Source organism: Cryobacterium frigoriphilum, assembly GCF_004403305.1.
GTDB classification, from domain to species: Bacteria; Actinomycetota; Actinomycetes; order Actinomycetales; family Microbacteriaceae; genus Cryobacterium; species Cryobacterium frigoriphilum.
The window spans coordinates 158,294-171,687 of sequence record NZ_SOHE01000041.1 but is presented as its reverse complement, the minus strand read 5'-3'; the positions used below and the strand labels follow the sequence as shown (position 1 = coordinate 171,687).

Sequence of the window (13,394 nt, the reverse complement as noted above, 5' to 3'; positions counted from 1 at the left end):
GTCGAGACGAAAGCGTTGGAGCGTGTCGAATTAGAGCGCGTCGACGGATGCGCGCGGCCGGCTGCTCGCAGCGGCCGGCGTGGGTGCCGACGCCGACGTGGGGCGCCGGCTCAGCCTGATGAACAGCGCGAGGGTGGGCACGACGTAGCCGACCCAGACGAGAAGCTCGAGCCAGGTCGTGGCGGGGGAGAAGTTCAGGGTGCCCTTCAGCAGGGTGCCGTACCAGCTGTCCGGCGGCACGGCGGCACTCACGTTGAAGGCCAGGGAGTGCAGGCCCGGCAACAGGCCGGCCTCCTGCAGGTCGTGCACGCCGTAGGACAGCACTCCGGCGGCGACGATGATGAGGATCGCGCCGCTCCAGGTGAAGAATCGGGCCAGGTTGATCTTCAGCATTCCCGCGTAGATCAGCCACCCCAGGGCGACCGCGGTCAGGATGCCGAGGGCTGCGCCGGTCAGCGGCAGGGTGGTCTGACCCGTCGCCTGCACGGCGGCCCAGAGGAACAGCGCCGTTTCGATGCCCTCGCGGCCCACGGCCAGAAAAGCGACCACGACGAGGCCCAGCCCGGACCCCACGAGGTGGTGGTCGATGTTGCTACGCAGGTGACCGGACAGGTTGCGGGCGGTGCGCAGCATCCAGAAAACCATCCAGGTCACCAGACCGGTCGCGATGATCGACAGTAACCCGCCGATCGTCTCCTGCGCCGTGAACGACAGCCCGTAGGTGCCGAAGGTCAGCACCGCGCCGATGCCCAGCGCGAGTAGAACGGCGAGACCGACCCCGAGCCAGATGCGCGGGATCAGGTCGCGGCGATCGAGTTTGACGAGGTACGCGATAAGAATGGTGACGATCAGCGCTGCTTCGAGGCCTTCACGCAGGCCGATGAGATAGTTTGCGAGCACGCGGTCTTCCGGTCGGGGCCAGGAGCTGCGGGGAACCGTAGCTGCGGAGATCTAAAAAAGCTAGGCAAGGCTATCCTTACCAAGTGAGACTCTAGTGCTCTGGCTGGTGCCTGTCTAGTTAGAATTCTTCGAGGGCGCCTGCCCCGCGCCCGCACCCGTGCCCTGCGCCCCCACCCCACACCCCCATCAGGGAGTTCTTCATGGTCATGTCCGCAAACGGCGAGTCGGTCGTCTTCGTGCATGCCCTGCCGGGCGACGAGGCCCGACTCACCGGCGGCACCATCGCCCGGTTGCGCGCCGCGCACGCCCCGGTACTGCTGCTCTTCGCCGAAGATGCCCCCGCACCCGATCTCGAGGCCGATCTCACCCCCGATCTCACCCCCGATCTCACCCCCGATTTCACCCCCGACCTCGACGCCTACTTCGGCGAGGCCCTGAGCGCAGCCTGGGCGACGGCCGTGGTCATCGGTGTCGTCGACGAGCGGATGCGCCAGGCAGCCGTGCGTGCGGCCCACGCCGCCGGCATCCCGGCCTTTCTCACCCGCGGGGTCGCCGACGGTGGCGGCCAGCGCCTGACCGCGATCGACGTGAGCGACCAGGTGGAGCAGAAACTCGCCGCCCTCGCCGACTACCCCTCCCGCTGGAGCATCGACGGTCATGCCCTCGTGCTGCCGGACGGCACTCGGCAGGCAGTCAGCGGCGCGGAAACCTACAGCCGGCTCGATGCCCCGCATCCGCCGCCCGCCCCCGCGCCGCCAACGTTGGCGACTCGGCTCGGAGCCGGCGCCCTCGGTCTCGTCGTCGGCGCGGTATTCGCGGTGCTCGGCACCATCGCGCACCAGGCCACGATCGAGATCGGCCCGGCGAGCGGTGCGGTGTCCCTGCCGATCGGCCTCGTGATCGCACTCGTCGCAGCCTGCGCCCTGCTGGTCGGGCTGCGGCTCGTGCTGCGCGACCGACTCGTGGTCGGCCTGACCGCCGCAGGGCTGTTGCTGACCTCCTTCATGCTGTCGCTGCGCGGGGTCGGCGGTTCGGTGCTCGTGCCGGAGGGACTCCCCGGCACCCTGTGGACGATCGTTCCGGCCTTCGTTGCGGCGCTCGTACTGGCCTGGCCGACAATTTCGGTCACTGGTCGCGCGCGGTAGACTTCGTACTCTGCCCGTCAATGGGCTGCACCTGCTCGCGAAGGGCCGCTTTCGCGTTTGAAAGGACTGTGAATTTAGTGACGTATGTGATCGCTTTACCGTGTGTGGACGTCAAAGACCGGGCCTGCATCGATGAGTGCCCCGTTGACTGCATCTACGAGGGCGAACGCTCGCTGTACATTCACCCCGACGAGTGCGTCGACTGCGGCGCCTGCGAACCGGTCTGCCCGGTCGAGGCCATCTACTACGAAGACGACCTGCCCGAGCAGTGGGCCGACTACTACAAGGCCAACGTCGAGTTCTTCGACGACATCGGATCGCCGGGCGGCGCCGCCAAGATCGGCGTGATCGCCAAGGACCACCCGGTCATCTCCGTGCTGCCGCCCCAGGTCGAACACTAGCCCCGGCGCCCAGACCACCCGTGCTGAAGCCGCTCCCCGACTACCCGTGGGATCAGATGGTCCCCTTCCAGGCGCGGGCCCGCGCCCATGTAGGTGGCATCGTCGACCTGTCGATCGGCTCCCCGGCCGATCCGACGCCCGACGTGATCCGCGCGGCCCTCGCTGCGGCGACGGATGCCCACGCCTACCCGCAGACGGCCGGCACCCCCGAGCTCGCGGCCGCGATCACCGACTGGTACGCACGCCGCCGTGGCGTGCCCGGCCTCACGCAGCAGCAGGTGTTGCCGACGATCGGCTCGAAAGAGCTCGTTGCGCTGATGCCCTTCATGCTGGGGCTCGGCGAGGGTGACACGATCGTGCATCCGCTCGCCGCCTACCCGACCTACGCGATCGGCGCCGCGATGGCCGGCGCAGAAGCCCTCGCCTGCGACGACCCAGCCCTCTGGCCCAAGGGCACGAAGCTGATCTGGCTGAACAGCCCGGGCAACCCAGACGGCCGCGTGCTCTCGGTGGCCGAGCTGCGGGCATCCGTCGCTCGCGCCCGTGAGCTCGGCGCCCTGATCGTGAGCGACGAGTGTTACGCCGAACTCGGCTGGGACGCCCCCTGGGACCTGACGCCGATCCCGAGCATTCTCGACCCCAGGGTCACCGACGGGGATACCCGCAACGTGCTCGCAATCTACTCGCTCAGCAAACAGTCCAACATGGCCGGCTACCGCGCCGCATTTGCGGCCGGTGACGCGGCCGTGCTCGCGAGGCTGCTGACCGTGCGCAAGCACGCCGGACTCATGCTGCCGGCCCCACTGCAGGCGGCCATGATCGCCGCCCTCGGCGACCCCGACCACGTCGCCGTGCAGCGCGAGAAGTATCGCGCCCGGCGGGCCGTGCTGCTGCCAGCCCTGCTCGACGCGGGATTTCGAATCGACCACAGCGAGGCCGGGCTCTACCTCTGGGCGACCGAGGGCCGCCCGGCCTGGGACTCGATAGACTGGCTCGCCTCGCGCGGCATCCTGGCCGGGCCCGGCCCGTTCTACGGTGACCACTTCGCCGAACACGTGCGTTTCTCGCTCACCGCGACCGACGAACGCGTGGCCGCCGCGGCCGCCCGGCTGCGAGCCTGACGGGACCCCCACACGGGGCTGTCGACTATCACCAATGAAATCCGTGATCTCTTAGCGGATGCGACAGTAGGCGGCCGAGCGGTTTAGGCTGTAGTCGCGACAGCGTTGCCCAGGCTTTTCTTTCTGCGACGTATCGACACACCCATCCGTCAGTGATATTCAGGGAGGCTCCGTGACCGACGTCGCGCAGCAATTAGCATCCGGTGATCAGAAGACCATCGACCCGAACATGGTCACTCTCACGTTCCCGGGAGGGTCCGCAGAGTTTCCGATTCTCACCAGCGTGGACGGCGTGTCCAGCATCGACATTTCGACGCTGACCAAGAAGACCGGGCTGACGACGCTGGACTACGGCTTCGTCAACACCGCGGCCACCCGGTCCGCGATCACCTACATCGACGGCGAGGCCGGCATCCTGCGTTACCGCGGGTACCCGATCGAGCAGATTGCCAAGAACTCGAGCTTTCTCGAGACCGCCTGGCTGCTCATCTACGGCGAGCTGCCGTCGAAGCTCGAGCTTGAAAACTTCGACGACAAGATTCGTCACCACACGCTGCTGCACGAAGACATGCGCAGCTTCTTCGCGTCCCTCCCGCACAAGGCCCACCCGATGAGCGTGCTCGCCTCGGGAGTCTCGGCCCTGTCCACGTTCTACCAGGACTCGCTCGACCCGAAGGACCCCGAGCAGGTCGAGATTTCCACCATTCGCCTGCTCGCCAAGCTGCCGGTCATGGCCGCTTACGCGCACAAGAAGAGCATCGGGCAGGCCTTCCTGTATCCCGACAACTCACTCAGCTTCGTGGACAACTTCCTCAAGCTGAACTTCGGCAACCGCGCCGAGCCCTACGTCGTCAACCCCGTTGTCAGCAAGGCCCTCGAACGCCTGCTGATGCTGCACGAGGACCACGAGCAGAATGCCTCGACCTCGACCGTGCGTCTGGTCGGGTCGACGGATGCGAACCTGTTCGCCTCCGTCTCTTCCGGCATCAACGCCCTCTTCGGCCCGCTTCACGGTGGTGCCAACGAGGCGGTGCTGTCGATGCTCGGTGAGATCAAGGCATCCGGCGAGGGCGTCGAGCGTTACGTCGAACGCGTCAAGAACAAGGAGCAGGGCGTCAAGCTCATGGGCTTCGGCCACCGGGTCTACAAGAACTACGACCCGCGCGCGACCCTCGTGAAGGAGAGCGCCCACGAGGTGCTCGCCGCTCTCGGAGTGAAGGACGACCTGCTCGACATCGCGCAGGAACTCGAACACCTCGCCCTTAGCGACGACTACTTCAAGGAACGCAAGCTCTACCCCAACGTCGACTTCTACACGGGAGTCATCTACAAGGCAATGGGCTTTCCGACCCGCATGTTCACCGTGCTCTTCGCGATCGGCCGCCTGCCGGGCTGGGTCGCGCACTGGCGTGAGATGAACGAGGATCCGGCCACCAAGATCGGCCGCCCGCAGCAGCTGTACGTCGGCGCGCCCGCTCGGGACTACCCCGTCCGCTAGCAGCTCGGCCGCTGGCTGGCTGGCTTGGTCGCTGGCTGGCTTGGCCGCTGGCTGGCCCGGCCGCTCAAGGGGCAATTTTTGGCTTCTCGTTCACGAGTTGCCAAGAACGGCCCCTGGAGCCGAATCTGCCGCATGCGACTCGCCAGGAAATGCCCCTTGAATTGCATTCAAGGGGCATTTTTTGGCTTCTCGCGGGCTTGCGTCCTTGCGTCCTTGCGTCCTTGCGCAGGACAGCAAACCGTGTCCCTGTGACTCAGCCGCCGGCATCCGTCACCGGGGTGAGGGTCAGGCGGTTGCGCATCGCGTCTTCCACCGCAGCCAGGGTGTACCGCCACGGGCGGGTCTGCTGGCTCTGCCAGAGCGGCGCCTGGTCGGTGTAGTTTGGGTGGAAGGCGTGCCCCGACGCACCGGTCAGGTTCACCCAGGTCGAATTGTCGAAATCGGCAAGGTCGACCACGAGCCGCATCGACGGAACCCAGTTGGCCTCATAGCCCTCGGTCGCGTCCCAGCCGACGGCATTGACGACGGATGATCCCCCCGCCACCGCATACGGGCCCCGGTTGAAGAGCCACTCGAGCGGTGAAATGCCACTCGTGCCGAAACTCGCGTGGGTGAGCTCGAGCTCGTGAATCTGTCCCCACTCCCACCGTGTCGGGTCGGATCCGAGCAGGTCGCTCGTCTCGGCGGCGGCATCGACGAGGGCCAGAGCCAGTACCGTCTCGCGCGCGCCGGCGTCCGCTGCGGGCAGGTCGGCGTAGGCATCCGGGTCACTGTCGGCGGCGGTGTTGGCCGCGACCGCTGCGCTCGCCCACCACTCGGAGTCCGGCTGTGCGAGCAGGGTTTCGACGACCGCGAAGGAGCGGTGCCCGCCGACCATCGCGGTGCCCTCCGGCAGGTCGGCGAACAGCTGCTCGAGCAACACCCGCCAGAACACGCTGAAGTACGCGGCCGGAGCGCTGTCGGCGTCGAGCTCGAAGTCCCAGCCTTCGAACAGGGCCAGGGCTGCCCGGGTATCACCGGTGACCGGAACGGCCTGCAGCACCGGCACCAGGGCTGCGGCGATGGCACTGTGGTTGTCGCCCTGGATCTCACTCATCATGGCCCCGCTCATCGGCGTGCCGGCGTCCAGGAGTTGCTGCAGGCGCAGGGTGATCTGCTCGGCCCGGTAGCCCTGGTCCCAATCGGCCGTCAACAGGGAGGGGTAGTCGGGGCCGACGGCGGCGTTGTTGGCTGAGACGATGTATCCGCTGGCCGGATTGAACACCTGCGGCAGGGCGTCGAAGGGAATCGTGCCGGTCCAGCCGTACTCGCTGCTCCAGCCGGGTACGGGCACCGTGCCGTCGCCCGAACGGCGCACCGGAATCGCTCCGGGCGCCTGATAGCCGATATTTCCGTCGATGTCGGCATACATGAGATTCTGCGCGGGCACGTCGAAGAGGCTCGCGGCGGCGCGAAAGCTCGTCCAGTTCGTCGCGGCGTTCAGGGCGAAGATGGCCGATGCCGTGCGCCCCGGGGTCAGGGCCGTCCACTGTAGCGACAGCTCCGTTTCGGTCGTGCCGGCGATGCGCTCGAAGTCGCTGCCGGCGAGGTCGCTGACGAGGGGGCCGTGCTCGGTGGCGCGAATGTCGATCGTCACCGCATCGCCCCCGGCGACCCGGATCGTCTCCTGGCGCACGATCAAGGGTTTTTGCTGGCCGTCGTACTCGTAGCCGTCGCCGGTGACCTTCTCGAGGTACAGGTCGGCCACGTCAGGACCGAGGTTGGTGAAGCCCCAGGCAATGCGCTGGTTGTGGCCGATCACCACTCCGGGCAGCCCACTGAAGCTGTAGCCGGCCACGTCGAAGGGGCAGTCGGCGGTCACGCTGCGACAGCGCAGCCCGACCTGATACCAGACCGACGGCAGCGCCGGCCCGAGGTGTGGGTCGTTCGCGAGCAGCGGAGCGCCACTCTCGGTATGGGCGCCGGAAACGACCCAGGAGTTGGACCCGATCTCCCCGCCGGCCGGGCCGAGCAGTTCGGGCAGCGCGGCGAGACTCGTGCGCAGGGCGCCGAGCGCCGTGGCCGTGTCGGCGGCGCCGACGGATGTATCGGGAACGGTCCCCGGGGCATCCGTCGCCACCGTCGCCGCGCTGGCCTGGGCCGTTTCGAGAGCGCTGCCGTCGGCGATTGTCGGGTGTGAGTCGAAGGGATAGCCGGGATGCAGGGTGGCGACCTGCTCGGGGCTCAGAGCGGCGCCGAGCAGTGCCCGGTCGATTTCTTCGTCGAGGTTCGAGCGCAGGTCCCAGGCCATCGCCTTGAGCCAGGCGACGGAGTCCGCCGGTGTCCACTGCTCGGGTGCGTACTCGGGGTTCTGCAGCCCGAGTATCGCGTATTCGAGCGAGAGTTCGGCGCCGCGATGCGAATCGAGATACGAGTTGACACCGTCGGCGTAGGCCTCGTAGTAGCCGAGTGTGGTCGGGTCGAGCAAGGCCACCTCGGCCTCGGCGACGACCCGCCAGCCGAGGGTGCGAATGAACGTGTCGGTCGGCAGCTGGCTCTCGCCGAACAGTTCGGAGAGCCGGCCGCTCGTCACGTGGCGGCGAAAGTCCATCTCCCAGAACCGGTCCTGCGCGTGCACGAAGCCCTGGGCGTGAAACAGGTCACCGGCGGTGTCGGCGACGATCTGCGGCACCCCGGCGTCGTCGCGGTACACGGTGACCTTCGCGTCAAGCCCGGCGAGTTCGATGGTGCCGGCCAGCTGCGGAAACGAGCGGGTCACGGTGACGACGCCGACGCCGGTCGCCACGAGCAGCAGAACCACGAGCGAGGCGAGCACCACGATACCCGCGCGCACGCGCCGGTGCCGCCTGCTGCGGGGTAGATCGGTGCCCATGCCACTCCCTTGTGACGAGCTGTGCTGTGCTGTGCTGTGTTGTGCGGTGTTGTGCTGTGCTGTGCATATGTTCACGCTGAACGGAGCGGCATGAATGGGGCCGTGTGGCAATAACGTAGCAGCATGCAGGGTTCCGGAGCCACGGCAACGCCGGTAGGCCGCTGCGCGGGAGCTGCGCCGCTGCGCTTTGGGGCGCGTGGGGCGCGTGGGGCGATGCGCGGGAGGTGCGCCGCTGCGCGGGTGGCGCACGTCCCGCGTAGCGGCGCACGACCCGCGCAGCTCCCGGGCGACGGATGCTGCCCGCCGCTGCGCGGGAGCTGCGCCGTCGGCAGAACGTATGACGGAGTCGGAATATGTACGGGAATACGCTTTGGGTAGGCCCACAGCCGTGGTTTCCGTTGCTGAAAGGTTCGCCCGATGACTCTGCTCGACATGACCGCCTCCGCGACGAGCGACTCGGAAAATAAGCGCGCGACACGAGTGCTGCCCACGATCATTCAGGGCGGCATGGGCGTGGCCGTGTCCTCGTGGCAGCTCGCGCGCGCCGTGTCTCAGAGCGGACAGCTCGGTGTCGTCAGCGGCACCGCCCTCGACGCGGTCATCGCCCGCCGCCTGCAGGACGGCGACGAGGGTGGCCACGTGCGCCGCGCACTCGACCACTTCCCGGTGCCGGCGCTCGCCGAGCGAGTGCGCACGAAGTACTTTCGCGAAGGGGGACGCGCGCCGGGAATTCCGTACCTTCCGATCGCGAAGCTGAGTCAGCATCCGCTCGTGAAGTCGCTCGAACTGTCGGTCGTCGCGAACTTCGCAGAGGTTTGGCTCGCCAAAGAGGGCCACGACGGCCTCGTCGGCATCAACTATCTCGAGAAGGTGCAGCTGGCCACACCGAGTGCTGCCTACGGTGCCATGCTCGCCGGCGTCGACTATGTGCTGATGGGGGCCGGTATCCCGGCCGAAATTCCGGCCCTGCTGAACGGGCTGGCGCGGCACCAGACCTGTGCGCTCGATCTGCACGTCGAGGACTCCACGACTCGCTACAGCGTCGAGTTCGACCCGGAGGCCCTGATGGGCTCCGACGCGGCCGGCGGCGGGCTGCCGCCCCTGCACCGGCCATTGTTTCTCGCGATCGTCGCCGCTCACGTGCTCGCCGTCTACCTGACCCGCGAAGAGTCGACCCGGCCCGACGGCTTCGTCATCGAAGGCCCGAGGGCCGGCGGGCACAACGCACCGCCGCGCGGACGCGGCGCCCTCGACGACGACGGCCAGCCGGTCTACGGCCCGCGGGACGACGCCGACCTGGCCAAGGTCGCCGCAGTCGGCCTGCCGTTCTGGGTCGCCGGCGGTTACGGCACCCCCGAGCGGGTTGCCGAGGCTCTCGCACTCGGCGCCGCCGGGGTACAGGTCGGCACCCTGTTCGCGCTCGCCGCCGAGTCCGGCCTCGACGATACCCTGCGCGCGCAGTTGCTCGGAGAACTCGAGAACTCCGGCCTGCAGATCCGCACCGACCCGCTCGCGTCGTCGACGGGATTCCCGTTCAAGGTCGCCACGCTGCCCGGAACCCTGTCGGACCCGGAGCTGTACGAAGAGCGTGTGCGCCTCTGCGACCTGGGCTACCTGCGGGTGCCCTACGAGCGGGCACCCGGCGTGCTCGGCTACCGCTGCCCGGCCGAGCCGGTCGCGACCTTCGTGCGCAAGGGCGGCTCGGCAGAGCAGGCCGCCGGCCGCAAGTGCCTCTGCAACGCACTCACCGCCAACGTCGGACTTGGGCAGACCCGCCGCGACGGATACGAGGAGGCCCCGCTGGTCACCCTCGGCACCGACCTCGACGGGGTCACCGCGCTGCTCACCGCCCACCCCGCAGGCTGGTCGGCCGCCGAAGCCGTGGCCTACCTCGAGGGCTAATCTCCGGTCAGCCCGCTCATCCCTCGGTCAGCTCGCTCGCGAGACTGTGCCGGTGCGGGACGGTGCCGGTGCGGGACTGTGCCGGTGCGAGACTGTGCCGGTGCGGGACTGTGCCGGTGCGAGACTGTGCCGGTGCGAGACTGTGCCGGTGCGAGACTGCCGGCGCGAGAAATTCGGCGTTTAGGCGTGCAGGGACTCGTTGAGCACGATGCCGGTGCCGCTGCGCTCGAGTACCTCGACGGCGCCGCTGAGCGAATTGCGACGAAACAGCAGATTCGGCAGCCCGGACAGCTCGACGGCCTTCACGGTCTGCGGTGCGCCGTCGGCGGTGCGCGGTGCCCCGACGACAATCACCTTGGTGCCGGCCGTCACATAGAGGCCCGCCTCGACGACGGTGTCGTCGCCGATCGCGATGCCGACACCCGAGTTGGCGCCGAGTAGCGCGCGGGCGCCAATCGTAACCCGCTGGGTGCCGCCGCCCGAGAGGGTGCCCATGATGGATGCTCCGCCACCGATATCGGCGCCGTCACCGACCACGACGCCCTGCGAGATGCGGCCCTCGACCATCGAGGAGCCGAGCGTGCCGGCGTTGAAGTTGACGAAACCCTCGTGCATGACGGTGGTGCCGGGGGACAGGTACGCGCCCAGCCGCACACGGGACGCATCCGCGATGCGCACCCGCTCGGGAATGACGTAGCCGAGCAGCGGCGGAAACTTATCCAGGCCCGTCGCCGAGATGCCGTGGCGCTGCAGCGACGGCCGCAGGCGGGCGAAGTCGGCCGGCAACACCGGGCCAGCGTTGGTCCAGACGACGTTCGGCAGGTGCGCGAAGATACCGTCAAGGTTGATGCTGTTGGGCAGAACGAGCAGGTGGGACAGCAGGTGCAGGCGCAGGTAGGCATCCGAGGTGCTCGCCGGCTTCGCCTGAAGCTCAATTTCGATGGTGACGGCGCCGACGTGCACGGCTCGGCGGGGGTCGTCGACGGATGCCGCATCCAGCTCCGCGGGAACGAGCCAGCGGTCGCGCCCCGCCGGCAAGGGGCCGAGGTGCGGCTGCGGGAACCAGGTGTCGAGCACCGTGCCCTCGTCGGCGACGGTCGCGAGGCCGTAACCCCAGGCGTGGGTCGGGGTGGACAGAGCGAAATCGGGGACAGTGGGCTCGAGCGGCGTGACGGCAGACATGCCTCTAGATTAGTAGAGTGCCTGAGACCTTGACTTTGAACCTGTCCGCGTCCGTCATCGAGATCACCCGACAGCTGTGTGACCTGCAATCGGTGTCGGGCAATGAAACCCCACTCGCCGACGCGATCGTGGCGGCGCTCGCCGGTTTCGATCACCTCGAGATTATTCGCGACGGCGACACCATCGTCGCCCGCACGAGTCTGGGCCGCGCGCAGCGCGTCGTCATTGCGGGTCATATCGATACCGTGCCGCTCAACAACAACCTGCCGACCCGCTTCGAGACCCTCGACGAGGTCGACTATCTCTGGGGTCGTGGAACAGTGGACATGAAGGCGGGGGTTGCCGTGCAGCTCAAGCTCGCCGCTGAACTCGTCGCTCCCGTCGTCGACGTGACCTGGATGTGGTACGACCACGAGGAGGTCTCCGACGACCTCAACGGCCTCGGTCGTCTCGCCCGCAACCGGCCCGACCTGTTCGCGGGTGACTTCGCGATTCTCGGCGAACCGACCAACGGCCGCATCGAGGGTGGCTGCAACGGCAACCTACGGGTCGAGATCCGCACCTTTGGACTGCGGGCGCACTCCGCGCGCGCCTGGGTCGGCGAGAATGCCATCCACAAGGCCGCACCGATCCTCAATATTCTCGCCGCCTACGAGCCGCGCTCGGTCGAGGTCGAGGGCCTCGTCTACCGTGAGGGCCTGAACGCCGTGGGCATTACCGGCGGCATCGCCGGTAACGTCATTCCCGACGAGTGCATGGTGCACGTCAATTACCGTTTCGCCCCGAGCCGCAGCGGCGCCGAAGCCCTCGCTCACCTGCACGAGCTGTTCCCCGGTTACGAGATGACGGTCGTCGACCTTGCCGAGGGCGCCCGCCCGGGCCTCGACGCCCCGCTGGCGCAGCAGTTTCTCGCCGCGGTCGGCGGCGGCGACGCCATGCCGAAGTACGGCTGGACCGATGTCGCCCGGTTCTCGGCGCTCGGCATGCCCGCCGTCAACTACGGCCCCGGCGACCCGCTCAAGGCACACGCCGACGACGAACGGGTTGCGCTCTTCCAGATCACCGACTGTGAAATCGGCCTGCGGTCGTGGCTCACCGCGGCGGCGAACTAACCCGCCCGGTGGCCTCGGCCGCGCAGCAAGCACCCGCCGAGCCGGCCTCGGTGACCACTCGCCGCGCCGCGGCGCCCGCCTGGCTTCGGCCCTGGTGGGCGCAGGTGCTGCTGATCTGGGCCCTCTCGCGGGTCATCACGACGACACTCATCTCGGTTCTGGCGAGCGTGCAGGGTGCCAACGCCTGGACCGGTGCGAACCCCCGATACACCGATTTTGCGACCATGTGGGATGCCCACTGGTACAACATCGTCGCGGTCGTGGGCTACCCCACGGTGCTGCCGCTCACCGACGCCGGCGAGATCGGTGAGAGTGCCTGGGCGTTCATGCCCGGCTACCCGGTTCTGGCCCGCCTTCTGATGGAGGTCAGCGGCCAGCGCTGGGAACCGGTCGCGGTCTTCGTATCCGTCGCCTTCAGCCTGGGCACCGCGCTGCTGTTCCACCGGCTGATGAGCCGGGTGCTTGACGCGTCGGCGGCCCGGTTCGCCGTCGTGCTGTTCTGCGTGGCCCCGCTCTCACCGATGCTGCAGTTCGGCTACGCCGAATCGATGTACCTGTTCTTTCTGACCCTGGCACTGCTGTTGCTGCTGGAGCGGCGCTATGCCCTGCTCTTTCCGGTCATTGCCGTGATGTCGTTGACGCGCCCGAGCGGGCTCGCCTTCGCCCTCGCACTGGCCCTGCACGTGGGCTACCGCTGGTTCACGCGGGCGACAGATGCCTTTCCGCCTCGGCAACGGATGCTCGCGGCATCCGTCGCGGTCTTCAGCGGTGTGATGGGACTGGCCTGGCCGGCCGCGGCCTGGGCGGTGACCGGCAGCCTGACGGCCTACACCGATACCGAACTGGCCTGGCGGGCGCCGTATATCGGCTACGTCGAACTCATTCCGTTCACGGCATGGTTCCAAAGTGGCGTGTGGTGGCTGGGCCTGCCGCTCGGAATCCTCGTGGTGGTAGCGCTGATTCTGGCCTTCACCCTCTGCATGTTCACGCCCGCGGTGCGCCGGCTCGGCGTGGACCTGCGCCTGTGGCTGGCCAGCTACGCGCTCTACCTGCTCGCGGTGTTCTTTCCCCAATCGAGCACGTTTCGGCTGCTGATGCCGATGTTCCCATTGCTGGGTGCGGCCGCGTTGCCGCGGAGCCTCTGGTACCGGGTCGGAGTGGTTGTTCTGTGCATCCTGGGCCAATGGGGGTGGCTGTTGCTCTGTTGGGGGGTAGACGGCGCGGACTGGACGCCACCGTAGATCTGACCTCGAACGGCGGG

The 13,394-nt window shown here is 68.0% G+C and carries 10 protein-coding genes; 7 read left to right on the top strand and 3 right to left on the bottom strand.

Going from position 1 to position 13,394, the window contains the following annotated elements; genetic code table 11:
* Positions 1 to 30: 30 nt before the first annotated feature.
* Positions 31 to 900: an iron uptake transporter permease EfeU gene (efeU, locus tag E3T55_RS09305; protein WP_134519260.1), complete on the bottom strand. Its 870-nt coding sequence runs from the start codon at positions 898 to 900 to the stop codon at positions 31 to 33.
* 200 nt (positions 901 to 1,100) lie between these two features.
* On the opposite strand from efeU, the gene E3T55_RS09300 reads away from it, so the two are divergent.
* From E3T55_RS09300 to E3T55_RS09285, 4 genes are all read left to right on the top strand, one after another.
* On the top strand, positions 1,101 to 2,045 hold the full coding sequence (locus E3T55_RS09300; protein ID WP_134519259.1) for a hypothetical protein: 945 nt from the start codon (positions 1,101 to 1,103) through the stop codon (positions 2,043 to 2,045).
* Positions 2,046 to 2,122: 77 nt separating this feature from the next.
* Positions 2,123 to 2,446 (top strand): ferredoxin, encoded by a 324-nt coding sequence (gene fdxA / locus E3T55_RS09295; RefSeq protein ID WP_134519258.1) that lies wholly within the window; start codon positions 2,123 to 2,125, stop codon positions 2,444 to 2,446.
* A 20-nt stretch (positions 2,447 to 2,466) separates the two neighbouring features.
* Positions 2,467 to 3,567, top strand: coding sequence for a succinyldiaminopimelate transaminase (gene dapC, locus E3T55_RS09290; protein ID WP_277613502.1), 1,101 nt, complete (start codon positions 2,467 to 2,469; stop codon positions 3,565 to 3,567).
* A 229-nt stretch (positions 3,568 to 3,796) separates the two neighbouring features.
* Positions 3,797 to 5,065, top strand: coding sequence for a citrate synthase (locus E3T55_RS09285; protein ID WP_134519344.1), 1,269 nt, complete (start codon positions 3,797 to 3,799; stop codon positions 5,063 to 5,065).
* A gap of 253 nt (positions 5,066 to 5,318) precedes the next feature.
* Here E3T55_RS09285 and E3T55_RS09280 read toward each other — a convergent pair whose 3' ends face one another.
* Positions 5,319 to 7,937 (bottom strand): penicillin acylase family protein, encoded by a 2,619-nt coding sequence (locus E3T55_RS09280; protein ID WP_134519257.1) that lies wholly within the window; start codon positions 7,935 to 7,937, stop codon positions 5,319 to 5,321.
* A 417-nt stretch (positions 7,938 to 8,354) separates the two neighbouring features.
* Between E3T55_RS09280 and E3T55_RS09275 the strand changes: the two genes are divergently transcribed.
* Positions 8,355 to 9,839 carry a nitronate monooxygenase gene (locus tag E3T55_RS09275; protein ID WP_241992978.1) on the top strand — a complete coding sequence of 495 codons (1,485 nt, stop codon included), beginning with the start codon at positions 8,355 to 8,357 and terminating at the stop codon, positions 9,837 to 9,839.
* Between the two features lie 180 nt (positions 9,840 to 10,019).
* Here the strand turns inward: E3T55_RS09275 and dapD are convergent, their stop codons facing one another.
* On the bottom strand, positions 10,020 to 11,021 hold the full coding sequence (gene dapD, locus E3T55_RS09270; protein WP_134519256.1) for a 2,3,4,5-tetrahydropyridine-2,6-dicarboxylate N-succinyltransferase: 1,002 nt from the start codon (positions 11,019 to 11,021) through the stop codon (positions 10,020 to 10,022).
* Positions 11,022 to 11,038: 17 nt separating this feature from the next.
* Here dapD and dapE point away from each other — a divergent pair, with 17 nt between their 5' ends.
* Together dapE and E3T55_RS09260 are read left to right on the top strand one after the other, a co-directional pair.
* Positions 11,039 to 12,133, top strand: a complete 1,095-nt coding sequence (gene dapE, locus E3T55_RS09265) for a succinyl-diaminopimelate desuccinylase (protein WP_134519255.1) — start codon at positions 11,039 to 11,041, stop codon at positions 12,131 to 12,133.
* Positions 12,109 to 13,374: a hypothetical protein gene (locus E3T55_RS09260; protein WP_241992977.1), complete on the top strand. Its 1,266-nt coding sequence runs from the start codon at positions 12,109 to 12,111 to the stop codon at positions 13,372 to 13,374. Before dapE ends, E3T55_RS09260 begins: the two co-directional genes overlap by 25 nt.
* The last annotated feature ends 20 nt before the right edge of the window (positions 13,375 to 13,394 follow it).